We start from the raw sequence: 22,658 nt of genomic DNA on the forward strand, positions 1-22,658 counted from the left end.
GCGCCTCCGGGCCGACGAGGCGTCGGCAAAGGGGGGTCTGGGGCGGGCGTAGCTTAGGGGTATGTCGAAGTACGGATCGTTTCCTGGTAGCCGGCCGCGGCGGTTGCGGACCTTGCCTGTGATGCGGCGGATGGTTGCCGAGACGCGGCTGCATCCTGCTGACTTCATCCTTCCCGCGTTCGTGCGGGAGGGCGTGAGCGAGCCGGTGCCGATCGCCGCCATGCCGGGCGTGGTGCAGCACACCCGGGACAGTCTCAAGAAGGCCGCCGCCGAGGCCGTGGCCGCCGGGGTGTCCGGGATCATGCTGTTCGGGGTGCCCGAGGAGGGCAAGAAGGACGCCCTCGGGACGCCGGGGACCGATCCTGACGGGATCTTGCAGGTCGCCCTGCGCGATGTGCGCGCCGAGGTCGGTGACGACCTGCTGGTGATGTCCGATGTGTGTCTCGACGAGACGACCGATCACGGGCATTGCGGGGTGCTCGACAGCGAGGGGCGCGTCGACAACGACGCCACCCTGGAGCGGTACGCCGAGATGGCCCAGGTGCAGGCCGACGCCGGAGCCCATGTCGTCGGGCCCAGCGGCATGATGGACGGGCAGATCGGGGTGATCCGGGATGCCCTTGATCAGATCGGCCGGGAGGATGTCGCCATCCTCGCCTACACCGCCAAGTACGCGTCCGCCTTCTACGGGCCGTTCCGGGAAGCTGTCGGGTCCTCGCTCAAGGGCGACCGCAAGACCTACCAGCAGGACCCCGCCAACGCCCGGGAGGCGCTGCGGGAGCTGGCCCTCGACCTGGAGGAGGGGGCCGACATGGTGATGGTCAAGCCGGCCGGGCCCTACCTCGACATCCTGGCCCGGGTCGCCGACTCCGTGGACGTCCCCGTCGCCGCCTACCAGATCTCCGGCGAGTACTCGATGGTCGAGGCCGCCGCGGAGAAGGGGTGGATCGACCGGGAGCGGGCGATCCTGGAGACCCTGACCGGCATCAAGCGGGCCGGGGCCCAGAACATCCTCACCTACTGGGCCGTCGAGGCGGCCCAGATGCTCAACGACGGACGTCAGTAGGACAGGGCGTCGTCCGCCGTCGTCTGCCAGTACGTCGGCGTCAGGGTGCTGTCGTAGTACACGCCCTTCGCGGGGAGCGTCGGGATCGCCGACGCTCCCCCGTCGCTGTTCGGGGTCCCCGCCTGGAACATCACCGTCAGCTTCTTGCCCGTCGTCCCTCCGTCGCCGCTGCCGTCGGCGGCCGACAGCAGCACGCCCGCGTAACCGGACTCGCCGGGGTTCAGCGTGACGACCGCCTGCGGGTGCGAGGCCTCGATCGGGCGCGGCGCCCACTGCATCCCGTCGAAGCGCAGCACCGGGTAGTAGGTGAGGTTGCAGGGCTTCGAGCCGGTGTTCTTGACCGTGAGGAGCATGTGGTTGAGGGGGCGGGAGACCGGCTGGGCGGTGGTCGTGGTGTTCGCGCCGTTGCAGAAGGCGTAGGCGGCGGGGTTGTCGTCCTCGGTGGGGGCGGCCGGCGTGGGCTTCTGGGACGGGGACTTCGTGGTGTTGCTCGCGGGCGTGGCGGTCGGCTTCTGCGTCGCCGGCTTGTCCGTCGTCGATGCCGTCGCGGACGCGGTCGGCTTTGCCGCTCCCTCGTCCGTCGTGCCCGTTCCGTCATTGCAGGCGGTCAGTGCGAGGGTGGCGAGCGTGAGGCCGGCGGCGGCGAGCAGGTGGTGGCGAACGGTACGCATGGCAAGTTCCCTTTCGGAAGCGCTGGTTGGGATGATCAGAGCTTGTGGGGTGCCTCGTCCCGGCCGCCAGTGCTGCCGGACCATACGGGACGCTGGAACGCCCAGAGGGGCTTTGACCTGCTAGAACAGTCCGTTCCTGGAACGCCGGAACGGGACGACATGGGGGTGGAGAACGGTGACCGACGGCTCCGGCGCGGATGCGTTCGCCGAGTTTCTGCGGGAGTTGAAGGACCGCTCCGGGCTCAGTTACGGGGTGCTCGCCAAGCGGCTTCACATGAGTACGTCGACGCTGCACCGCTACTGCAACGGCGATGCCGTACCGGCGGACTACGCCCCCGTCGAGCGGCTCGCGCGGCTGTGCAAGGCCTCGCCGGAGGAGCTCGTCGAGCTGCATCGGCGGTGGGTGCTGGCGGATGCGGGGCGAGGGAAGAAGGGGGCGGCTACGCCAACGGTGGAGGCCGCGGCGCCGGTTGAGCCGGTTGAGCCCGTTCAGTCGGGCGAGCCGGTTGAGCCCGTTGAGCCGGTTGAGCCGGGTGAGCCGGATGCGGTGGTGCCTGAGGCCGCGGCCCCGGGTGCGGAGGCCGCTCCCCGTCGTCGTCGTACCGCGCTCATCGCCGCCATCGCCGTAGCCGGTGTCCTCGGTGCCGTCGGGCTTGCCCTGGGGCTGCCCTCGGGTGGGGACGGCGACGAGAGCGAGCGTCCCGCGGGGTCCGTGTCCGTCGCCGGTGACGACGGGGCGGGGCAGAGCACGGCGGCGTCACCCTCGCCGTCGAAGAGCTCGCCGTCCGCCTCGCCCTCGGCCACCGCGAAGGACAAGGCAGCACGGGAGAAGGGCACCGGCGGGAAGGGCACGTCCGGTCCGTCCGCCGCCACCGGCGACGCCGTTCCGCTGACGGTCTCTGTCGCCCCGTACTCCTGGGAGAGTCCCTGCTCCCAGCGGTATCTCGTCGACAAGCCGCCCGGTGAGGTGCCTCCGCCGCCGATCGAGCAGCGCGCGGCGGCGTGGGTGGCCGCCACGGGGGCGGTGTCGTCGGGGGAGCAGTATGTGACGCTCACCGTGCAGGGCACGGGTGAGGAGACGGTGGTCGTCAAGGATCTGACCGTGCAGATGGTCGGCAAGCGGTCGCCGCTCGCCTGGAACGACTACGCCATGGCGTTTCCGGGCGTGGGCTGCGGCGGCAACGTGCCGACCCGGTCCTTCACCGTCGCCCTCGACGCGACGCGGCCCGCCGTGCTGCCCGAGGCGGGGCACCGGGACTTCCCGTTCAAGGTGAGCGAGTCGGACCCCGAGGTGTACTACATCCGGGCCGACGCCTCCGCCTACGACGTGAGCTGGTTCCTGGAGCTGGACTGGTCGAGCGGGTCGCGCAGCGGCACGCTGCGGATCGACGACAAGGGGAGGCCCTTCCGCACGAGTGGCAACAACGGGCGACCGGCTTACGAGTTCCCGCTCGGCGGGGAGGCCTGGGAGGCGGCCGGCGGGTCGTCGTCGTAGGACCGGGACATCGAGGAGGACGGGCCCTCGTCGCGCAGCCCCTCGCCGTCCTCGCACGCCGTGAGGGTGAACACGGCGAGTACGACCGTCAGCGCGGCAAGCAGCCGGGCGGGGCGGGCGGTGGGTGCGGACCTGGGCATGGGACGGCCCTCTCAGGTGGGGGAGTTCGGCGGGCCCAGCGTGCGCGGTGGTGATCGGCGGGCGCCAGGGGTGGCCTGGCGATTCGGGACGCGGGCGCGGTGGGACGGCGGCTGACCTGCGCGTTCGGGGCGTCCCAGGCGGGCGTTCCGGGACGTGGGACCGGATCGTGGAAAGCTACTTGTAGAGGGCAGGTAATTGTCTAGGGTGCTCCGCATGACCCTTACGAGCGCGCCCGCAGACGTCTTCGCCCCCGTGCCCCCGCTCGCCGCGCGGGCCCGGTCGATCGGTGGTTCTCCGGTACGGGACATCCTCGCCGTCACCGCACGGCCCGAGGTCATCAACTTCGCGGGCGGCCTTCCGGCGCCCGAACTCTTCGACGCCGAAGGCATCGCGGCCGCCTTCCGGGCTGTGCTGGCCGAGGTGCCCGGGCAGGCGCTCCAGTACTCCACGACGGAGGGCGAGCCGACGCTGCGGGCCGCGCTCGCCGAGCGGATGTCGGTGCGCGGGCTGCCCACGACCGCCGACGACGTCTTGATCACCACCGGCTCCCAGCAGGCTCTGACCCTCCTCGCGACCGCGCTCGTCGAGCCCGGCGACACGGTCCTGGTCGAAGAGCCCTGCTATCTGGCGGCACTTCAGGTGTTCGGCTTCGCCGGGGCGCGGGTGCTGGGCGTGCCGGGGGACGCCGACGGCCCCGACCCGGAGGCGCTCGCCGAACTCGTCGTACGGGAACGGCCGAAGCTGCTCTACACCGTGCCCACCTTCCAGAACCCCACCGGCCGCACCGTCCCCGCGGAGCGGCGGGCCGCGCTCGCGTCCGTGGCCGCGCGGCACGGGCTGTGGATCGTCGAGGACGACCCGTACGGCGAGCTGCGCTTCGAGGGGGAGCGGGTGCCGTGGATCGCCGCGCACGCGGAGGCCGCGGACCGGACCGTGCTGCTCGGGTCCTTCTCCAAGGTCATGGCGCCGGGCCTGCGGCTCGGCTGGCTGCGCGCGCCCGCGGCGCTGCGGCGGGCCTGTGTGGTCGCCAAGCAGGCCGCCGACCTGCACACCCCGACCGTCAACCAGCTCGCCGCCGCACGGTACTTGGCGGACCGGGATCTCGACGCCCACGTGGCGCGGGTCGCGGCCGTCTACGGCGAGCGGCGGGACGCGATGCTCGCCGGGCTCGCGGAGGTCCTGCCGGAGGGGGCGAGTTGGCAGCGGCCCGAGGGCGGGATGTTCCTGTGGGTGCGGCTGCCTTCGGCGTACGACACGACGGCACTGCTCGGCCAGGTCGTACGGCACGACGTGGCCTACGTGCCGGGGGCGCCCTTCTACGCCGGTGCCCCCGACCGGGCCACCCTGCGGCTGTGCTTCGTCACGGAGACGCCGGAGCGGATCGGGGAGGGGCTGCGGCGGTTGGGGCGGGCGCTCGGCGGCTGAACGTCAGTCCCACCAGAAGTGCCATGCGGGCTGGTGGAGCAACTGGCGTTCCGCGTAGGTCTGGAGGGTGGTGCCGGGGGCGCCCTGCCAGATGTTGTCCGGGCAGAAGGCGAAGTGCTCGGCGGCCACGGCCAGGGCTTCGTCGAGGGTCGTGGGCGGGGTGGCGACGGACACGATCAGCTGGTCGAAGCCGAGGGCCACGACGCGTATGCCGAAGCGGTCCTCCCAGGAGCGGAGCACCGCGCTGAGCCGGGCCACGTCGCCCTCGTGGTTCGCCGGTCCCATCCAGCCGATCACCGCCGGGATGTCCGCGCTGCGGCGCGCCGGGACGAGGGCGGGGCGGGGGTCCTTCAGGGGGCCTCCGCCGTTCAGGAGGGAGCTGACGACGTCCGCGGCGACGGCATCCGGGGAGCCGTCCGAAGCGGTCGGCTCCGCCAGGCCCGGCCATTCGTCGTCCTGGTACGTGTCCCAGAAGTCGGCCAGCACCTCCTCGGGGTCGTGGTCCCCGGGATACGACATCTCCTCGGGCTCCAACTCCCATTCCCCCGGCCCGCCGTGACCCGCGCCGACGTCGATGAGGACGGGGAGGAGGCCGACGGTACGCGGCGCTTGCTGGTACGTCGTCCAGTCACCGGGCTGCGCGGGGGCGTCCGCGAGCCACAGCGTGGTGCCGAGCAATGTGCCTGAAGGCAGGCCGAGTTCGAGGTCGGCCAGGGTGGGGAGCGGGTTGGGGAGGCTTGCCATCAGGCGGTCGCGACGAAGGCGGCCCAGGCGGAGGGGGTGACCTGGAGGGTGGTGGCCACTTCGAGGCACTGGCCGCCCTCGCTGCCGCTGTAGGTCGACTTGAACCACTGAAGCGCCTCGGTGCTCATTGCTCTCCTAGCAGGCGGTCGAGCAGACCCTTCGAGTCGTGGGCGGTCAGGGCCTGTGTCCGCAGCATCGCATACTTGCGCGCCAGCCTGGACACCACCACGACAAAGGCCCGTCCTCTCCATCTGGGAGAGGACGGGCCGCTGTTCGCCGGCTTGCGGTCAGAGGCGCTCGGGGGTGCGGATGCCCAGGAGGGCCATGCCCTGGTGGAGGGTGCGGGCGGTCAAGTCGCAGAGGAAGAGGCGGTTCTCCGCGATCTCCTGCGCCGGGCGCGGCTTGATCACCGGGCACTGGTCGTAGAACGACGTGAACAGCGAGGCCAGCTGGTACAGGTACGCGGCCAGCTTGTGCGGGGCGTACTCCTCCGCCGCCTCGAAGACCGTGTCGCCGAACGCGTCCAGGTGCAGGCCCAACGACCGCTCCGCCTGGGCAAGTTCCAGTTCGGGGTGGGCGACCGGGTCGGCGCCCTCCGCCTTGCGCAGGATCGACTTGATACGGGCGTACGCGTACTGCAGGTACACGCTCGTGTCGCCGTTCAGCGAGACCATCTGGTCCAGGTCGAACTTGTAGTCCCGGTTCGCCGACGTCGACAGGTCCGCGTACTTCACGGCGCCGATACCGACGTACCGCCCGTTCTCGACGATCTCTTCCTCGGTCAGGCCCACCTTCTCGGCCTTCTCCCGCACGACGGCGGTGGCCCGCTCGACGGCCTCGTCGAGGAGGTCCTCCAGCTTGACCGTCTCGCCCTCACGCGTCTTGAACGGCTTGCCGTCCGCGCCCAGCACCGTGCCGTAGCCCATGTTGTGCGCGGTGACCTCGTCGGTCAGCCAGCCCGCCCGGCGGGCCGCCTCGAAGACCATCTTGAAGTGCAGCGACTGACGTACGTCCACGACGTAGATCAGGGACGTGGCGTGCAGGTCCTGGACGCGGTTGCGGATCGCGGTCAGGTCGGAGGCCGCGTAGCCGAAGCCGCCGTCCGCCTTCTGCACGATCAGCGGGACCGGCTTGTCGTCCTTGCCGCGGATCTCGTCGAAGAACACGACGAGCGCGCCCTCGGAGCGGACGGCCACGCCCATCTCCTCCAGGAGGCGGGCGGTCTCCGGCATGCCGTCGTTGTACGCCGACTCGCCGACGATTTCGTCGTCCCGGATCTCCATGTCGAGCTTCTCGAAGACGGAGTAGAAGTAGACCTTCGACTCGTCCACGAACCGCTGCCACAGGTCGAGCGTCTCCTTGTCGCCGGACTGCAGGGCGACGACCCGCTTCCTGGCCCGCTCCTTGAAGGCCTCGTCCGCGTCGAAGACCGCGCGGGACGCCTTGTAGACCCGGTTCAGGTTCGACATGGCCTGCTCGCCGTCCGTGTCGGTCTCCGCGGACAGTTCGTCCGGGTTCTCGATCAGGTACTGGATGAGCATGCCGAACTGGGTGCCCCAGTCGCCGATGTGGTGCCGGCCGATCGTCTGCTCGCCGGTGAAGTCGAGCATGCCGCGCAGGGCGTCGCCGATCACGGCTGACCGCAGGTGGCCTACGTGCATCTCCTTGGCCACGTTCGGCTGGGCGTAGTCGATGACCGTGATGCCGGGCTGGTCCTTGAGGGGGACGCCGAGACGGTCGCCGTCGGCGGCGCGGGCGGCGAGGGTCTCCGTGATCGCCCTGTCGGAGACCGTGATGTTGAGGAAGCCGGGGCCGGAGACCTCGACATCCTTGATCACGTCGCCGGTGGTGAGGTGCGCGACGACCTCGGTGGCCAGCTCGCGCGGGTTCGCCTTGTTCTTCTTGGCGAGGGCGAGGATGCCGTTGGCCTGGTAGTCGGCCCGGTCGCTGCGTCGGAGCAGGGGGTCGACGTCGGTGGTCTCCGGCAGGGTGGCGGAGATGGCGGACGTGAGCTGCTGCTCGACGGAGGCGCTGAGGGGCGTGACCGGGGCCATGGGGTGGGAGCCGTTCTCCTCGTGGGTTTGATAGACCCGGTCAGTATCCCACGGGGCTGCAAAGGGGTTTTTCCGTCTCGTTGCCGGGTGCGGGGCGCGTCCATGAAAAGGCGTTTTCGCGCTTGCCGACGTAGCTGGGACAATGGCAGCGCCAGCCGTAGACCGTACCGGCTGCTTCAGGAGAAAGAAGGACGTGCCCCGTGGCTCAGAGCACCGAGACCACCGACTGGGTCTCCCGTTTCGCGGATGAGGTCATCGAGGAGTCGGAGCGTCGGGCCCCGGGCAAACCGGTCGTCGTCGCGTCCGGGCTGTCGCCGTCGGGACCGATCCACCTCGGAAACCTCCGTGAGGTCATGACCCCGCATCTCGTCGCCGACGAGATCCGCCGCCGCGGGTACCAGGTGCGGCACCTGATCTCCTGGGACGACTACGACCGGTACCGCAAGGTGCCCCAGGGCATCGCCGGGGTCGACGACTCGTGGGCCGAGCACATCGGCAAGCCGCTGACCTCCGTCCCGGCGCCCGCCGGCTCGTCGTACCCGAACTGGGCCGAGCACTTCAAGGCCGCCATGGTCGAGGCGCTCGCCGAGCTGGGCGTGGAGTTCGACGGGATCAGCCAGACCGCCCAGTACACCGCGGGCGCCTACCGCGAGCAGATCCTGCACGCCATGAAGCACCGCGCCGACATCGACGCCATCCTCGCCCAGTACCGGACGAAGAAGGCCCCGGCCAAGAAGCAGCAGCAGAAGCCGGTCGACGAGGCCGAGCTGGAGGCCGCCGAGGGGTCCGGCGCGGCCGGTGAGGACGACGGGTCCTCCGGGTCCGCCGGGTACTTCCCGTACAAGCCGTTCTGCGGCAACTGCGAGAAGGACCTGACGACGGTCACCTCGTACGACGACGACACCACCGAGCTGTCGTACACCTGCAACGAGTGCGGCTTCGCCGAGACCGTGCGGCTCAACGAGTTCAACCGCGGCAAGCTGGTCTGGAAGGTCGACTGGCCGATGCGGTGGGCGTACGAGGGGGTCGTCTTCGAGCCGAGCGGTGTCGACCACTCGTCCCCGGGGTCGAGCTTCCAGGTCGGCGGGCAGATCGTCGGGATCTTCGGCGGCAAGCAGCCCATCGGGCCGATGTACGCGTTCGTGGGCATCTCCGGGATGGCGAAGATGTCGTCGTCGCGGGGCGGGGTCCCGACCCCCGGCGACGCGCTCCAGATCATGGAGCCGCAGATCCTGCGCTGGCTCTACGCCCGCCGTCGTCCCAACCAGTCCTTCAAGATCGCCTTCGACCAGGAGATCCAGCGGCTCTACGACGAGTGGGACAAGCTGGACGCCAAGGTCGCGGACGGGTCCGCGCTTCCGGCCGACGTCGCCGCGCACTCGCGTGCGGTGCGCACGGCGGGCGGCGAGCTGCCGCGGACCGCGCGTCCGCTGCCGTACCGGACCCTTGCCTCCGTCGCCGACATCACCGCCGGGCACGAGGACCAGGCGCTGCGGATCCTGAGCGAGCTGGACCCGACGGACCCGCTGACGTCCCTGGACGAGGCCCGTCCGCGGTACGACAAGGCCGAGGCCTGGATCAACACGCACGTCCCCGCCGACCAGCGGACCATCGTGCGCGAGGAGCCGGACGCCGAGCTGCTGAAGTCCCTCGACGAGGCGTCCCGGGAGTCCCTGCGGCTGCTGCTGGACGGGCTTGCGGCGAACTGGTCGCTGGACGGGCTGACGCACCTGGTGTACGGGGTGCCGAAGGTGCAGGCCGGGTTCTCCGCCGACGCCACGCCCAAGGAGCTGCCGCCGGAGATCAAGACGGCCCAGCGTACGTTCTTCGCGCTGCTGTACCACCTGCTGGTCGGGCGCGACACCGGCCCGCGGCTGCCCACGCTGCTGCTGGCGGTCGGCCAGGAGCGGGTGCGGAGCCTGCTCGGCGAGTAAGCGGTGAAGTGAAGAAGAAGGGCCCTCGTCAGAGGGCCCTTCTTCTTCGTTCTCGCTACGCGATGTGGTCTTCCTGGAGTTCCGCCGTGTGGCGGTTGGTGAAGCGGTTGACCATCCGCTCCGCCTCACGCTGCGGGAGCGTGGTGCCGTACGTGGCCTCCACGTCGCCCCTGAACTGGCCCGAGGTCGGGTAGCTGCCGTCTATCGACTTCTTGAAGACCAGGTAGTAGTCGTCCTCGGTCAGCTCCGTGCCACCGCCCGCGCCCATCTCCCGGGTACGGCCCGGACCGGACGGGATGGGGAAGCTGCCCGTGTCCTCCATGGACGGCTCCTGGACGGCCGCCGGCGGCTCCTCGAACTGCTGCTGTTCGAAGGGCTGCTGTTCGTCGAAGCGCGGCTGTCCCTGGAACCGCTGCTGGTCCTCGAACCTCTGCTGGTCCTCGAACTGCTGCTGTTCGTCCGCGTACTGCTGCCAGTACTCCGCGTCCGGGTCGTACGTCGGGTCGTAGTTGCCCTGGTACTGGACGGTGTGCGGGTCCCTCGCCTGGAGCCACGGGCTCTGCTGCTCGGCCGGCTCGGCGGGGGGCTGCGGTGCCTCGGGGGCGGGAAGCTGCTCCCGTACGGGCGCCGCCGCACCCTCCACCGCGGGCATCGGCGCCGGCGCGGGGGCCCGCTCCATCTCCACCTGCGGGGCGGGAGGCAGCAGCACCGGCTCGATGCCCGCCGCCGCCAGGCCCGCCGGGGCCGTTTCCGCCAGCGGGACGCCGTAGCGGGCCAGGCGCAGCGGCATCAGGGACTCCACCGGGGCCTTGCGGCGCCAGGCGCGGCCGAAGCGGGAGTGCAGGCGGGCCTGGTAGACCAGGCGGTCCTGTTCGAGCTTGATGACCTGCTCGTAGGAGCGCAGCTCCCACAGCTTCATACGGCGCCAGAGGAGGAACGTGGGGATCGGGGAGAGGAGCCAGCGCGTCAGGCGGACGCCCTCCATGTGCTTGTCCGCCGTGATGTCCGCGATCCGGCCGATCGCGTGGCGGGCCGCCTCGACCGCGACCACGAACAGGACCGGGATCACCGCGTGCATGCCCACACCCAGCGGGTCCGGCCAGGCCGCGGCGCCGTTGAAGGCGATCGTGGCCGCCGTCAGCAGCCACGCCGTCTGGCGCAGCAGCGGGAAGGGTATGCGGATCCAGGTCAGGAGCAGATCCAGGGCCAGCAGGACACAGATGCCCGCGTCGATGCCGATCGGGAAGACGTAACTGAAGTTCCCGAAGCCCTTTTTGATGGCGAGTTCGCGGACTGCGGCGTACGAACCCGCGAAGCCGATGCCGGCGATGATCACTGCGCCGAACACGACCACGCCGATGAGAACGCGGTGCATCCGAGTCAGCTGCATAGGCGCGGCCACCCGTACTCCCCTCCCCTTGCGTGTTGTTGCGCGCAACAGAGTGGCACATGTGTGCGGCGCACGGGTGGCCGGTAGGGCTCGTCAGCCCTCTGTCAGGGCTTTGTCAGCTCTTCTTCGCGGTCGACTTGGACGGAGATGCGGAGGGCGAGGCCGGCTTGGACGCCGACTTCGACGCGGTCGGGGAGGGGCTCGTCCCACCGGTGCCGCTGCCGCTGCCGCCGCCCGTGTTCGCCTTCGTCACCGACGCGACCGTCTCCTTCGCCGCCGACTTCACCAGCTTCGCGAGGGTGTCGGCGCTCGGCGTCTTCTCGCCGGCCAGGCCCGCGCCGTTGTAGTCGAGGGTGACGACGACGTTCTCGACGCGGGTGACCAGCGTCTGCTGCTTGAAGGAGCCTTCCTTCTTCTTCAGGTCGTAGCGGACCAGGGTCGCCTGGTCGCCCGTGCCCGGCACCGGCTCCGCCTTCGTGTTCTTCGCGCCCTCCGCCGACTGGGCGTCCTGCACCTGCTTGTCGTAGTACTCCTGCGCCAGCTTGTCGCCCTCGCCGCGCGTGACGTCGGAGTCGAAGCGGAGCAGGGAGACGTTCAGCCAGCGGAACTGGGAGCCCTTGACGCCGTTGTTGTCGAGGCTCGACCACGAGCAGCTGCCGCGCGTCGCCACATCGTCCGACTTGCCCTGCTTGCCGGACTTCGAGGCCTTCGGGACCAGATCGCCGAGCGTGCCCTTCGACAGGGTGTCGCACGCGTCCGGAAGCGACTTGTACGCCGCCGCCTGCACGGTCGGCGACGGGCTGACCGAGGCGGAGTTCTCGGAGCTGCTCTGGCCGGCGCCGGCCGCGTTGTCGTCCGACGACGAGCCGGAGTCCGAGGAACAGGCCGTGGCCACCAGCATCAGGGGGACGGCGGCTGCGCCGAGAAGCACCCGGTAGGCGCGCTTCGTTCGCGGGTCACGCTGGTCGCTCTGTGCTGCTCGCTGCATGGTTCCTTCACTCATGACGCTGCTCGTGCTCCTGCGGTCGGATCGGGTCCGAGGGGCCACGGTACGCGGTGGGACAGCTGTGCGGTTCTGCTTCCCGGGCATTGCGGAACGTCACCGACGGGCATCAGCCCGCCAGCGCCTCCGCCAGCTCGGCGGCCAGATTCCTTGCCCTGTCCTGCATTTCCTTGCTGTCCGGGGCGGTGCCGATGGTGGTCGGCTGCTCCTCGTACTCGACCGTCACGATCACGTTGGACGTGCGGAACGCCACAGTCACCGTGCGCTGCCGGGCCGCCGAACCCGAACTGCTCACCACGTCGTTCAGGAACGCCTCGTCGCCCAGATCGTCGAGGACGCGGGGCTGGAGATCGGCGGGCGTGGACCCGTCGGAGGGCGAGGAGGAAGAAGAGGAGGAGGGGGAAGAGGATGAGGAGGTGGTGGCTGAGGCCGATGCCGCGTCGCCCGGGGTCGCCGAGGAACCCGCGTCCGACGTCGCCGACTCGGACGGCGCCGGGAGATGCGCCGCCGTCTGCGCTTCCGCGAACAGCGCCTGCGCCTGGTTGTCGTCGCTGACGGAGTTGTCGTACGACACGACCCGCTCCAGGTCGACGAGGAGGTGGTCGGTGGCGTCGGACGACTCCACCTTCCACTGGCAGCCGACCTTGCGGTCGATGTCGAAGGTGGTCGTCGGGGTGCCCTCGTACGCCTTCTCCCGCTGGTCCTCGTCCGTGAGCTGCTGGATGCCGGGCAGGAGCGTGTCGAGGGTGTCCTGGCTGACCGCGCCGCAGGGCTCGGGGAGGGTGCGGTAGCGGCCGGGCTCGGCGACGGGGGAGGCGGTGCCGGCGTCGCCCGGGTTGGAGTTGTCGTCGGTGCCGCCCGTGTCCGAGCCGCTGGTGCAGCCGGCGGCGAGCAGCGCCACGAGGAGGGCCGCGACGCCGGGTACGTACGCCTTCCGCTGCACGGTCGGCTCCTCTCGATGCTGCTGGATCGCTGCGAGGCAGCTGTGGGATCGCTGCTGGTTATTCGCTTGCCGGGCGGGGGTGCCCCCTGCGCACCATGTGTATCGCACGCACAGCCGTGGACGCCGGTCCGTTGTCCCTTTCGTTGACCTTGGCGCCGGTTTTGCGATTTGAGACTTTGTGTTGATTTCCGGGGGAATGAGGACGATATGTCGTACGTGGAAATGCAGGGCGCGAAGGTTCCCATCCGTATGTGGACCGACCCCGCGTCGGTGGAGGAGGGCGCGCTCCAGCAGCTTCGCAACGTCGCGACCCTGCCCTGGATCAAGGGCCTGGCGGTCATGCCGGACGTCCATTACGGGAAGGGTGCGACGGTCGGGTCGGTCATCGCGATGCAGGGTGCGGTGTGCCCGGCCGCGGTCGGTGTCGACATCGGCTGCGGGATGTCGGCGGTGAAGACGTCGCTGACGGCGAACGACCTGCCGGGGGACCTGTCGCGGCTGCGGTCGAAGATCGAGCAGGCCATTCCGGTGGGGCGGGGGATGCACGACGATCCCGTCGACCCGGGGCGCTTCCATGCGCTGCCGACCGCGGGGTGGGACGACTTCTGGGGGCGGTTCGACGGAGTCGCGGACGCGGTGAAGTTCCGGGAGGAGCGGGCCACGAAGCAAATGGGCACGCTCGGCTCGGGAAATCACTTCGTCGAGGTATGCACCGATACGACCGGTTCTGTCTGGCTGATGCTCCACTCCGGTTCCCGGAACATCGGCAAGGAACTGGCCGAGCACCACATCGGCATCGCCCAGAAGCTCCCGCACAACCAGGGCCTGATCGACCGCGACCTCGCCGTCTTCGTGGCGGACACCCCGCAGATGGGGGCGTACCGCAACGACCTGTTCTGGGCGCAGGAGTACGCGAAGTACAACCGCACGATCATGATGGCGCTCCTCAAGGACGTGATCCGCAAGGAGTTCAAGAAGGCGAAGCCGACCTTCGAGCCGGAGATCAGCGCGCACCACAACTACGTGGCCGAGGAGCGCTACGACGGGATGGACCTGCTCGTGACCCGCAAGGGCGCGATCCGGGCCGGCTCCGGCGAGTTCGGGATCATCCCGGGTTCGATGGGCACGGGGTCGTACATCGTGAAGGGCCTCGGCAACCCGCTGTCCTTCAACTCCGCGTCCCACGGCGCCGGTCGGCGCATGAGCCGCAACGCGGCCAAGCGGCGCTTCTCGACGAAGGACCTGGAGGAGCAGACGCGGGGCGTGGAGTGCCGTAAGGACTCCGGCGTCGTGGACGAGATCCCGGGCGCCTACAAGCCGATCGAGAAGGTCATCGACCAGCAGCGGGACCTCGTGGAGGTCGTCGCGAAGCTGAAGCAGGTCGTGTGTGTGAAGGGCTGACGTGGGAAGGCCCCGGTTCCGGCCGGGGCCTTCCTCGTTCCTTCCTCGTTCACGGCAGGTGCTTCTCCAGCAGGGTCACCGCGTACGGGCTGCCTGAGCCGTCCTTCTTCGCGGGCTGTTCGCCCGTGACCGTGTAGCCCGCCTTCTCGTAGTACGTGCGCAGGCGGGGGTTGGTGGACAGGCAGTCCAGGCGGGCGTAGGGGAGCGCGGCCGCTGCGATGCGGGATTCCGCGTGGGTCAGGAGGGCCCGGCCGGTTCCGGGCGGGGCCAGGTGCGGGGTCGTCATCAGGCGGTGGATGTAGCCGGCGTCGGCGGGGCGGGGGCCCCAGGCCGCCTCGTCCGTCCACCAGAGTTCGTACGCCCCGGCCACGTGGCCGTCGGCGTACGCCAGCCAGACCTCGCCCTCTGCCATGCGGGTGCGGAAGTGGGCCGCGTCCTTCTCGGCGGGCTTCCACTGGTCGATGTCCCGGGCCAGCATCCACAGGGCCACCGAGTCGCGGAGGTGGACGAGGCGTTCGGCGTCCTGGGGTTCGGCCCTGCGGTAGGTCAGCGGAGGGTGGGTGGTGGGGAACGGTTCCAGGAGGTTGGCCGCCAGCTTCGCCGCGAGGGACTCCGCGTCCATGCCGAGCGCCTGGGTCACGTACCCCTCCACCGAGCCGTATCGCTCCTTCAGGAGGCCCAGGAAGCCCCGCATCACCGATGCCGGGGCTCTGCCGAAGCCCAGCCAGGTGGGGGACTGGCCGTTGTGCCGCGCCTGCCAGTCGGACAGGAGGGCCGCGGACGCCAGTTCCGTGAGGGTGAAGTCCTCGACGACCGTGCGCTCGTCCACGCCCAGCAACGTCAGGACCAGCGCCGCCAGTTCGCCCGTGCGGTCCTTGCCGGAGGCGCAGTGGAAGACGAGGGGGGCGGTGGTGGAGGCGGTCGCGATCGTTTCCAGCGCGGTCCGGATCTCCTTCCTGCCGTCCTCCGCCACTTGCAGGTAGCGCTCGGCCAGGTACGGGCCGGGGTCGGTCTCCGGGGCCAACGCCGCCTGGTTGTACGGCTGGTGCTCGATGCTGAGGTTGACGTACGCGTAGGAGTCGTCCGCCGGGACGCGGCCCTGGCGTTCGATCTCCCAGGGGTAGCGCAGGTCGACGACCGTGCGGACGCCGAGGGAGAGGAAGCGGGACCAGTCGGGGGTGCCCGTCGTCAGCTTGCCCAGGGAGTCGGAGCGGTAGAGCACGCCCGGGCGGATGCGGCGGCCGTCCGCCGTCCGGTATCCGCCCAGGTCGCGGAAGTTGTGCAGGGCGTCGAAGGCTACGTGTCTGTCCACAGGCGGTGACCCTATGGTCCCGATTCCCTGCCGCGCTCGGCTATTTCGCGTGCGTGACCGCGTAGATCATGACGAACGCGACGATGTGGATGCCGAAGAGGAAGTAGCCGAGGTAGTACCAGACGATGCGTTCGCGCTTCTTCTCCAGTGCCAGGCGGCGCTGCTCCGCGTCGTCGGGCTCGGCCTCGGCCATCACAGCTCCCTGTGCACCTTCGTGTTCGACGCCTGGGCGCGCGGGCGCAGGACCAGGAGGTCGACGTTGACGTGGGCGGGGCGGGTGACCGCCCAGGTGATCGTCTCCGCCACGTCGTCGGCCGTCAGGGGCTCGGCGACGCCCTGGTAGACCTTGGCGGCCTTCTCCTCGTCGCCGCCGAAGCGGGTGAGCGCGAACTCGTCCGTCTTCACCATGCCGGGCGCGATCTCGATCACCCGAACCGGCTGCCCGACGATCTCCAGGCGGAGGGTCTCGGCGAGGACGTGGGCGCCGTGCTTGGCGGCCACGTAACCGCCGCCGCCCTCGTACGTGCCGTGGCCCGCGGTGGAGGAGACGACGACCACCGTGCCGTCGCCGCTCGCGATCAGCTTGGGGAGCAGGGCCTGGGTGAGGTTGAGGGTGCCGATGACGTTCGTCTCGTACATCGTGCGCCAGTCGGCCGGGTCGCCGGTCGCGACCGGGTCGGCGCCGAGCGCGCCGCCCGCGTTGTTGACCAGGACGCCGATCGTCTTGAAGGCGGTGGCGAACTCGTCGACCGCGGCCCGGTCGGTGACGTCCAGCTGGTACGCCGTCGCCTGGTGGCCCGCCGCGTTGATCTCCTCCGCGAGCGCCTCGATACGGTCCTTGCGGCGGGCGGTGAGGACGACGCGGTAGCCGGCGGCGGCCAGCCCGCGGGCCGTGGCGGCGCCGATTCCGCTGCTCGCACCGGTCACGACGGCGATGCGGGACGCTGCGCTGGGCATGGGCGGGGGCTCCTCGGGTCGGCGGTCGGGTGGCCATCGGGTGGCCGTCTTCAGGATAGGCGGGGCGCGGCGGCTTCCTCGGGGCGGTCCGTATCGCGGGCCGGGGCCCGGGCTCGGTGGGAGGATGGGAGGGGTGATCCCCTGGACGACGGAGGTGGATCATGGGAGAAGCGCGTGAGGTCATGGACCGGCTCACCGACGCGGTGACCGCGCACCCGGACCTGAAGGTCGTCGCCGAGCTGTATGCGGAGGACGCGGTCGCCTACACCCCCGACGAGGGGGAGATCCACGGGCGCGACAACATCGTCGAGTACTGGCGGCAGATGACGGAGTCGGTCCCCGACGGCAGGTTCGAGACGCTGCACTCGTACGAGATCGGCGACACCGCCATCGACGAAGGTGTCTACCACGGGCACAACACCGGCCCGCTGTATCTGCCGGACGGCGGCACCCTGCCCGCCACGGGCAAGGAGGTCGGCATCCGGGGAGTGGATCTCGCCACGGTGAAGGACGGCCGGATCACCGAGTACCGGCTCTACTTCGACGAGCTGGAGTTCCTGGGGCAGCTGGGGCTGCTGCCCGAAGACACGCCCTGACGACCTGGAGGGCTCACTGTCCTCGCGGCGCGTACATGATGACGGCCATGCCCGCGAGGCAGATCAGCGCGCCCGTGACGTCCCAGCGGTCGGGACGGTAGCCGTCCGCGGCCATGCCCCACAGGATCGAACCGGCGACGAAGACACCGCCGTACGCGGCGAGGATCCGGCCGAAGTGGGCGTCCGGCTGGAGGGTGGCGACGAAGCCGTAGGCGCCGAGGGCGAGGACGCCGCCGCCGATCCAGAGCCAGCCGCGGTGCTCGCGCACGCCCTGCCACACCAGCCAGGCGCCGCCGATCTCGAACAGGGCGGCGACCACGAAGAGGACGGCGGAGCGCAGGACGTGCATGCCGGAAGGGTGGCACACCGGCTTCACCTGATGGACGGCGCCTGTCCGCCGCTCCGCGTGGGATACATCCGTACGACCACGGTGGAGTCTCCTCTGAGGAGTGGGCGGTATGCGGGTTCGGGTGCTGGGTGCGTGCGTGGCGGTCGGGGCGGCGGCGGTCTGCGGGGTGGCTCCGGTGGCGGCGGCCGCGGACGGGCCCTACGACAGGTGGGGCGTCCATGCTCCCGAGGCCGATCTCGCCTATCACGGTGCCGCGACCATGGCGGCCGGCCGGGTCGACGTGCGGTTCACACCGCGCAACCACGGGCCCTCGGCGGTCCCGGACGCGACGGTACGGCTGCGCTGGTCGGAGCCGCTCGCCGACCGGCAGACGCTGCCGGACGGGTGCGCGCGGACGGGTGCGCGGGTGGTGCTGTGCCGGGTGGGGGCGCTGGACGCGGACGGGCTGGGGGAGCAGGTCGAGCTGCGGGTGCGGTTGCGGGGGGAGCCGCCGGAGGTGCTCCTGGAGATGGACACGGTGTGGAGCGGCGGGGTGGTGGACCGGAACCGGGCGAACGACCGGCAGCGGGTGCTGGTGCTGGAGACCGGGGACGCGTACTACTTCTGAACACCGGGGACACGTCTGCTTCTGACGCCGGATGCGGGCCGCCGTGAGGGTGGTTCTGTGCGTCGTACGATTGCTGCACGGCGCAGGGGACGGAGGTGCGGGCGGTATGGGCGGAGCGGCTCGGGAGCGGGTGCTCGAGGAGTTGTCGGCCGTCTCCCGTCGGTACATGGCCTCGTACGCCCTGTTCAACCAGGCCCTCGCCGATCATCTCGGCCTGCACCCCACCGACTTGCAGTGTCTGAACCTGCTGACCCTGGAGGGCGGTCCGGTGACGACGGGACGGATCGCCGAGCTGACGGGGCTGACAACCGGGTCCGCGACGCGGCTCGTGGACCGGCTGGAGCGGGCCGGGTACGTGGTGCGGGAGCGGGACGTGGTCGACCGGCGACGGGTGCTGGTGACCACCGTGCCGGAGAAGATCGTCGAGTTCGGGCGGGTGTGGGACCGGCTGGGGGGTGGCTGGGTCGCGCTCTTCGACGACCTCGACGCCGAGCAACTCGCGCTGATCGTCGACCACATGAGGCGGACGACGGAGTTCAGCGCGGCGCAGGTGGCCCGGCTTCGGGACGGGGACGTCTAGAGACCGTCAGGCGACCTGTTCGTCCTGGGTGTCGTAGCGCTCGCGGGCCTCGTGGACCTCTTCGATGTGGGTCTCCGCCCAGTCCTTCACCGCGCTCAGGAGCAGGGCCAGGCTGTGGCCGAGCGGGGTGAGTTCGTAGTCGACGCGGACCGGGACGGACGGGGTGACCGTGCGGACCAGGATGCCGTCGCGTTCCAGTGAACGCAGGGTCTGCGTCAGCATCTTGGGGCTCACTCCGGCGAGCTTCCGGCCGAGGTCGCTGTAGCGCATGGTGCCGCCGGCGAGGGCGGAGACGACCAGGCTGACCCACTTGTCGCTGAGGCGGTCCAGGAGCTGGTTGGTGGGGCAGCCCTTGATGAACGCGTCGTACTCGATGCGGGCCTGCTCGCGTCGCTGGGCCGCCGTCATGGTCGCCATGGCTCACCTCTGGGGGACATACGCACTCTCAGGTAACTACTTACCAGGAGATAGTAGCTCTTCCTAGGGTTGTCGGCAGATGGACGGATGGAACGCGGTCGCCGAGGTCTTCGGCGGTCGCCAACAGTCGGCTTACTCAAGGGAGTTGGCAGTCATGCGTGCTGCGGTCGTGAACACTTTCGGTGGGCCCGAGGCCGTCGAGGTCGTCGAGGCGGAGGTGCCCGAGCCGGGCGCCCGCGAGGTGCGGATCAAGGTGGCGGCGGCCACGGTGAACCCCGTCGACGCCGGGGTGCGGCAGGGCGTCTTCGGCGGTGCGGGCAAGCGGATCGGGCTGGGCTGGGATGTCGCCGGGACCGTGGACGCGGTGGGGGTGGCCAGTGCCTGGAGCGTGGGCGACGAGGTGGTCGCCCTCGACTACGGGATGGTGAAGCCGCTCGGGACGCACGCGGAGTACGTCGTCGTGCCCACGGACGCGGTGGCGCTCGCGCCTCGGACGGTGGGCGTGGTGGAGGCGGCGACCCTGCCGTTGAACGGGCTGACGGCCGCGCAGGCGCTGGATCTGCTGTCGCTTTCGGCGGGGTCCTCGTTGCTGGTGACCGGAGCGGCGGGGGCCGTTGGAGGGTTCGCCGTGCAGCTGGCCGCGGCGCGGGGGGTTGTGGTGACCGGGCTGGCTCGGGCGGGGGACGAGGAGCTGGTGCGGTCGTTGGGGGCGGCAGACTTCGTCACGGAGGGGCGGGCGGGGGCGTTCGACGCGGTGCTGGACGCGGCTGTTCTCGGGGCCGGTGCTCTTGAGTGGGTGCGGGACGGAGGGGCGTACGCGGGGGTCATTCCGCAGGCTGCGCCTGACGGGGTTCGGGGGGTTCGGGTCGCGGCTGTCGAGGTGCAGGCCGATGGGGCGCGGCTTGCGGAGTTGGCGGGGCTGGTGGATTCCGGGGTGCTGAGTCTGCGGGTTGCCGAGACCTTCTCGCTGGAGGATGCCGGGAAGGCTCATGCGGTGCTGGCGGGGGGTGGGGTTCGGGGGCGGGTTGTGCTGGTGCCGGGTGCCTAGGGGGTTGGGGGGCGTTGTTGGTTGGCGGGTGCGGGTTGACTGTGGCTGGTTGCGCCCACGCGGCGGAGCCGCAAATCGATACAGCCCCGCGCCCCTTCAACGGCGTCAGTGATGCTGTTCTTTTTGAGGGTTGGACGGCAGTAGGGCCGTCAAGGGCAGGCATGCCGTCACCGCCGCTGTAACCACCAGCAAGCTCATCGTGTCGTTCGTGTGGAAGTACACAGTCGTCACCATCGCCGCCCCCATCGCGTTCGCCAGTTGCTGGGCCGCGTTCAGGGAGCCGCTCGCGCTTCCCGCCTCCGACGGGGCGATGTCGCCGATCGTGAGGTCGTAGATCGTGCCGAAGCAGGTGCCCATTCCGATGCCGAGGATCACGAGGGGCGGGGTGAGGGTCCAACCGGTGGTGTGCGTCCCCGAGGTGTGGATGACGAGGGTCAGCCAGGCGCAGCCCGCCAGGAGGATCAGCAGGCCGGTCACGGCGAGGCGGCGGCCGTAGGTGTGGAGCAGGCCGTGGCAGGCGATCGACGCGATCACTATGCCGAGGGTCAGCGGGATCAGGCCCAGCGCGGTGTCGGCGGGAGTGCGGCCCAGGTCCCGCTGGAGGAAGAGGGAGATGACGTAGAGGAGGCCGGACGTCGCGGCGAAGGCGGCGACGCCGAGGCTGAGGCCCGCCGCGAAACCGCGGTTGCGCAGGAGTGACGGCTCGATGAGCGGGTGGGCCGCGGTGCGCTGGCGGAGGCAGAAGGCGGCGAACCCGGCGAGGCCGAGGAGCAGGAGGGTCAGGGGGCGGGCGGTCCAGCCGGTGGCCGAGCCGTCGATCAGGCCGGCCAGGGCGCCGAGCATCGCGCCGGCGAGAAGGGCGGAGCCGGGGCCGTCGACGGAGACGGAGCTGTCGCCGGTGTCACGGGGGAGCAGGCGGGTGGCGGCGAGGAGGGCGGCGCCGCCCAGCAGCAGGTTGATCAGGAACATGGGGCGCCAGCCGAGGCCCGCGATGTCGGCGTCGACGAGGAAGCCGGCCAGGACCGGGCCGCCGACGGCCGAGAGGCCCATCGCCGGGCCGAACAGGGCGAAGGCCTTGCCGATCTGGTCGCGGGGCCACGTGGCGCCGAGGATGCCGAAGCCCTGGGGGACGACCAGGGCTCCGAAGGCGCCCTGGAGCAGGCGGGCGGCCACCAGGGTGGCGGGGGTGGGGGCCAGGCCGCAGGCCAGTGAGGCGGCGACGAAACCGGCGAGGCCGATCAGGAACAGCTTGCGGCGGCCGTACTTGTCGCCCAGGCGTCCGCCGGGGACGAGCAGCACGCCGAGGGCGAGTGCGTAGGCCGCGCCCAGCCACTGGACCAGGGCCGGGCCGCCGCCGAGGTCGGCGGTGATGGTCGGGGCGGCGATGTTGGTGATCGTCGCGTCGAGGAGGTCGAGGACGTCGGCCGCGAGGATCACGGCCAGGATCGCCCAGCGGGTGCGGGCGGGGAGGTCGTCCCGCCTGTCATCTGTGTCGTACAGTGTCTGCGTCACGCAGGTAAATATGGAGGGTGGTCCGGTCGGTGTCAACCGGGATCTGAGGCATATGCGTTCACGGATATTCGGTGAAGAATGAAATGCCGTGCCCGTTCGAATTCACGGGCCCTTCTTTTTCTTCACGGAATGCAATGCGCGCATTGGGGTGGCAAGGTCCGTTCTCACAGACCACCCCCAGGGCGAAATGAGGCAACGAAACGACCGATTAACTGACGCGTAGCGGAAAGGAATCGTCCCGGCAGTGCACTCCTGGTCTCCGTAGTTCACGCACAGCGTCATCAGGAGGGACCATGTCCTTCTTCGCCAGGGCATCCTGGCCAGGAGACCATCGGGACGACATTGTCGCGGGCACACTTGTCGCGGCCGTCGTCGTCATACTCGGATACGCCTCGGGCATCGGCGTATCCACACCGCCGACCCTCGACACCGCATCACCGCCGGCCTCGGAAGCCCCCGCCCGCGAGCCCACTTCCCGCTCCGAGACCGGCCCGTCCGACAACTCCGCCGGAAATGCGGGCGACGGTTCGGCGGGCGGTTACTGGGCCGGGGGAAGCGGCGGCGGGATTCCCGTGGCCGGTGTCCCGTCCGGCGTGGGGGAGGACGGGGGCGGGGGCCATGATCACGGGACGGGCGCCGCTGGTGCGGGTGCGGGTGCCGGGGCGGGGTCCGGCGGGGCGGGGTCCGGCGGGGGTGGATCTCCTTCCCCTGCGCCGACCCCGTCACCCAGCGCTTCCGGCGGCTGCGAGGAGGGTGAAGTCCGGCTCGTGCGGCCGCTGTTGAACGGCGTGGTGAACCCGGTGACCGGCCTGCTGAACGGTCTGCTCGCCCCGGCTTCGGCGAGCCCGTCGCCCGCACCCTCCCTCTCGCTCTCGCCCTCGCCCTCCTCGTCCTCGCTCTCGTCCTCCTCGGCGGACACGCCCTGCGTCGGTGTCGCGGCCTCGCCCTCGCTGCTGCCGGAGCTGCTCCCGTGAGCCGCCGCACCGCGTCCCTGCTCGGTGGCCTCCTGGCCG

General features: G+C 70.6%; 24 protein-coding genes and 1 pseudogene. 10 read left to right on the plus strand and 15 right to left on the minus strand.

Going from position 1 to position 22,658, the window contains the following annotated elements; translation table 11 throughout:
• The first annotated feature begins 61 nt into the window (after window positions 1–61).
• Entirely contained in the window at window positions 62–1,066 is a 1,005-nt protein-coding gene (gene hemB, locus ACFUO4_RS18460; protein ID WP_383485823.1) for a porphobilinogen synthase, read from the plus strand.
• Here hemB and ACFUO4_RS18465 read toward each other — a convergent pair.
• Window positions 1,060–1,737: a DUF4232 domain-containing protein gene (locus tag ACFUO4_RS18465; RefSeq protein ID WP_079310677.1), complete on the minus strand. Its 678-nt coding sequence runs from the start codon at window positions 1,735–1,737 to the stop codon at window positions 1,060–1,062. The genes hemB and ACFUO4_RS18465 overlap by 7 nt on opposite strands.
• Window positions 1,738–1,912: 175 nt before the next feature.
• Between ACFUO4_RS18465 and ACFUO4_RS18470 the strand changes: the two genes are divergently transcribed.
• Window positions 1,913–3,232, plus strand: a complete 1,320-nt coding sequence (locus ACFUO4_RS18470; RefSeq protein WP_383485826.1) for a helix-turn-helix domain-containing protein — start codon at window positions 1,913–1,915, stop codon at window positions 3,230–3,232.
• On the opposite strand, the gene ACFUO4_RS18475 is transcribed toward ACFUO4_RS18470, so the two are convergent.
• Window positions 3,175–3,372, minus strand: coding sequence for a hypothetical protein (locus ACFUO4_RS18475; RefSeq protein WP_383485829.1), 198 nt, complete (start codon window positions 3,370–3,372; stop codon window positions 3,175–3,177). The genes ACFUO4_RS18470 and ACFUO4_RS18475 overlap by 58 nt on opposite strands.
• 214 nt (window positions 3,373–3,586) lie before the next feature.
• On the opposite strand from ACFUO4_RS18475, the gene ACFUO4_RS18480 reads away from it, so the two are divergent.
• On the plus strand, window positions 3,587–4,798 hold the full coding sequence (locus tag ACFUO4_RS18480) for a PLP-dependent aminotransferase family protein (protein WP_383485832.1): 1,212 nt from the start codon (window positions 3,587–3,589) through the stop codon (window positions 4,796–4,798).
• A gap of 3 nt (window positions 4,799–4,801) precedes the next feature.
• Here ACFUO4_RS18480 and ACFUO4_RS18485 read toward each other — a convergent pair whose 3' ends face one another.
• The 4 genes and pseudogenes from ACFUO4_RS18485 to argS all read right to left on the minus strand — a co-directional run bounded on the left by ACFUO4_RS18485 (window position 4,802) and on the right by argS (window position 7,596).
• Window positions 4,802–5,542: a DUF4253 domain-containing protein gene (locus tag ACFUO4_RS18485; RefSeq protein ID WP_383485835.1), complete on the minus strand. Its 741-nt coding sequence runs from the start codon at window positions 5,540–5,542 to the stop codon at window positions 4,802–4,804.
• Window positions 5,542–5,670, minus strand: coding sequence for a DUF397 domain-containing protein (locus tag ACFUO4_RS18490; protein ID WP_383485837.1), 129 nt, complete (start codon window positions 5,668–5,670; stop codon window positions 5,542–5,544). Before ACFUO4_RS18490 ends, ACFUO4_RS18485 begins: the two co-directional genes overlap by 1 nt.
• Window positions 5,667–5,765: pseudogene (locus ACFUO4_RS18495) on the minus strand (transcriptional regulator); the annotation flags it as partial. The gene ACFUO4_RS18490 and the pseudogene ACFUO4_RS18495, both read right to left, overlap by 4 nt.
• 64 nt (window positions 5,766–5,829) lie before the next feature.
• A complete protein-coding gene (argS, locus tag ACFUO4_RS18500) occupies window positions 5,830–7,596 on the minus strand; it encodes an arginine--tRNA ligase (protein WP_383485840.1) in 1,767 nt (588 codons plus the stop codon).
• A gap of 200 nt (window positions 7,597–7,796) precedes the next feature.
• Between argS and lysS the strand changes: the two genes are divergently transcribed.
• The gene (gene lysS, locus ACFUO4_RS18505) at window positions 7,797–9,530 is read left to right on the plus strand and encodes a lysine--tRNA ligase (protein ID WP_383485843.1); all 1,734 of its coding nucleotides are present in this window, start codon (window positions 7,797–7,799) and stop codon (window positions 9,528–9,530) included.
• 55 nt (window positions 9,531–9,585) lie between these two features.
• On the opposite strand, the gene ACFUO4_RS18510 is transcribed toward lysS, so the two are convergent.
• The 3 genes from ACFUO4_RS18510 to ACFUO4_RS18520 form a co-directional block, all read right to left on the minus strand.
• Window positions 9,586–10,905: a DUF2637 domain-containing protein gene (locus ACFUO4_RS18510; protein ID WP_383485846.1), complete on the minus strand. Its 1,320-nt coding sequence runs from the start codon at window positions 10,903–10,905 to the stop codon at window positions 9,586–9,588.
• A gap of 130 nt (window positions 10,906–11,035) precedes the next feature.
• The gene (locus tag ACFUO4_RS18515; RefSeq protein ID WP_383485849.1) at window positions 11,036–11,908 is read right to left on the minus strand and encodes a DUF3558 domain-containing protein; all 873 of its coding nucleotides are present in this window, start codon (window positions 11,906–11,908) and stop codon (window positions 11,036–11,038) included.
• Window positions 11,909–12,032: 124 nt separating this feature from the next.
• Window positions 12,033–12,866 (minus strand): DUF3558 domain-containing protein, encoded by an 834-nt coding sequence (locus tag ACFUO4_RS18520; RefSeq protein ID WP_383485851.1) that lies wholly within the window; start codon window positions 12,864–12,866, stop codon window positions 12,033–12,035.
• Window positions 12,867–13,073: 207 nt separating this feature from the next.
• Between ACFUO4_RS18520 and ACFUO4_RS18525 the strand changes: the two genes are divergently transcribed.
• Window positions 13,074–14,267 (plus strand): RtcB family protein, encoded by a 1,194-nt coding sequence (locus ACFUO4_RS18525; RefSeq protein ID WP_383485854.1) that lies wholly within the window; start codon window positions 13,074–13,076, stop codon window positions 14,265–14,267.
• A gap of 49 nt (window positions 14,268–14,316) precedes the next feature.
• Here ACFUO4_RS18525 and ACFUO4_RS18530 read toward each other — a convergent pair whose 3' ends face one another.
• From ACFUO4_RS18530 to ACFUO4_RS18540, 3 genes are read right to left on the minus strand one after another with little or no spacing between them, the layout of a single operon-like run.
• Window positions 14,317–15,579, minus strand: coding sequence for a GNAT family N-acetyltransferase (locus tag ACFUO4_RS18530; RefSeq protein ID WP_383485857.1), 1,263 nt, complete (start codon window positions 15,577–15,579; stop codon window positions 14,317–14,319).
• Window positions 15,580–15,619: 40 nt separating this feature from the next.
• Window positions 15,620–15,772: a hypothetical protein gene (locus ACFUO4_RS18535; protein WP_383485860.1), complete on the minus strand. Its 153-nt coding sequence runs from the start codon at window positions 15,770–15,772 to the stop codon at window positions 15,620–15,622.
• Window positions 15,772–16,536, minus strand: coding sequence for an SDR family NAD(P)-dependent oxidoreductase (locus ACFUO4_RS18540; protein WP_383485863.1), 765 nt, complete (start codon window positions 16,534–16,536; stop codon window positions 15,772–15,774). Before ACFUO4_RS18540 ends, ACFUO4_RS18535 begins: the two co-directional genes overlap by 1 nt.
• A 161-nt stretch (window positions 16,537–16,697) precedes the next feature.
• Between ACFUO4_RS18540 and ACFUO4_RS18545 the strand changes: the two genes are divergently transcribed.
• Window positions 16,698–17,132, plus strand: coding sequence for an ester cyclase (locus ACFUO4_RS18545; RefSeq protein WP_079310667.1), 435 nt, complete (start codon window positions 16,698–16,700; stop codon window positions 17,130–17,132).
• Between the two features lie 13 nt (window positions 17,133–17,145).
• Here the strand turns inward: ACFUO4_RS18545 and ACFUO4_RS18550 are convergent, their stop codons facing one another.
• Window positions 17,146–17,481 (minus strand): YnfA family protein, encoded by a 336-nt coding sequence (locus ACFUO4_RS18550; protein ID WP_059193106.1) that lies wholly within the window; start codon window positions 17,479–17,481, stop codon window positions 17,146–17,148.
• A gap of 109 nt (window positions 17,482–17,590) precedes the next feature.
• Here ACFUO4_RS18550 and ACFUO4_RS18555 point away from each other — a divergent pair, with 109 nt between their 5' ends.
• Together ACFUO4_RS18555 and ACFUO4_RS18560 are read left to right on the plus strand one after the other, a co-directional pair.
• Window positions 17,591–18,088, plus strand: a complete 498-nt coding sequence (locus ACFUO4_RS18555; RefSeq protein WP_383485868.1) for a hypothetical protein — start codon at window positions 17,591–17,593, stop codon at window positions 18,086–18,088.
• Window positions 18,089–18,194: 106 nt separating this feature from the next.
• Window positions 18,195–18,668, plus strand: a complete 474-nt coding sequence (locus ACFUO4_RS18560; protein WP_079313131.1) for a MarR family winged helix-turn-helix transcriptional regulator — start codon at window positions 18,195–18,197, stop codon at window positions 18,666–18,668.
• 6 nt (window positions 18,669–18,674) lie between these two features.
• On the opposite strand, the gene ACFUO4_RS18565 is transcribed toward ACFUO4_RS18560, so the two are convergent.
• Window positions 18,675–19,085, minus strand: a complete 411-nt coding sequence (locus ACFUO4_RS18565) for a helix-turn-helix domain-containing protein (protein ID WP_079313129.1) — start codon at window positions 19,083–19,085, stop codon at window positions 18,675–18,677.
• A 154-nt stretch (window positions 19,086–19,239) separates the two neighbouring features.
• Here ACFUO4_RS18565 and ACFUO4_RS18570 point away from each other — a divergent pair, with 154 nt between their 5' ends.
• Window positions 19,240–20,133, plus strand: a complete 894-nt coding sequence (locus ACFUO4_RS18570) for an NADP-dependent oxidoreductase (RefSeq protein ID WP_383485872.1) — start codon at window positions 19,240–19,242, stop codon at window positions 20,131–20,133.
• A gap of 105 nt (window positions 20,134–20,238) precedes the next feature.
• Here the strand turns inward: ACFUO4_RS18570 and ACFUO4_RS18575 are convergent, their stop codons facing one another.
• A complete protein-coding gene (locus ACFUO4_RS18575) occupies window positions 20,239–21,645 on the minus strand; it encodes an MFS transporter (protein ID WP_383485875.1) in 1,407 nt (468 codons plus the stop codon).
• A gap of 767 nt (window positions 21,646–22,412) precedes the next feature.
• On the opposite strand from ACFUO4_RS18575, the gene ACFUO4_RS18580 reads away from it, so the two are divergent.
• The gene (locus tag ACFUO4_RS18580; protein ID WP_383485878.1) at window positions 22,413–22,619 is read left to right on the plus strand and encodes a hypothetical protein; all 207 of its coding nucleotides are present in this window, start codon (window positions 22,413–22,415) and stop codon (window positions 22,617–22,619) included.
• Window positions 22,620–22,658 lie beyond the last annotated feature (39 nt).

The sequence above is a fragment of the Streptomyces sp. NPDC057280 genome (assembly GCF_042668605.1).
Taxonomy (GTDB): domain Bacteria; phylum Actinomycetota; class Actinomycetes; order Streptomycetales; family Streptomycetaceae; genus Streptomyces.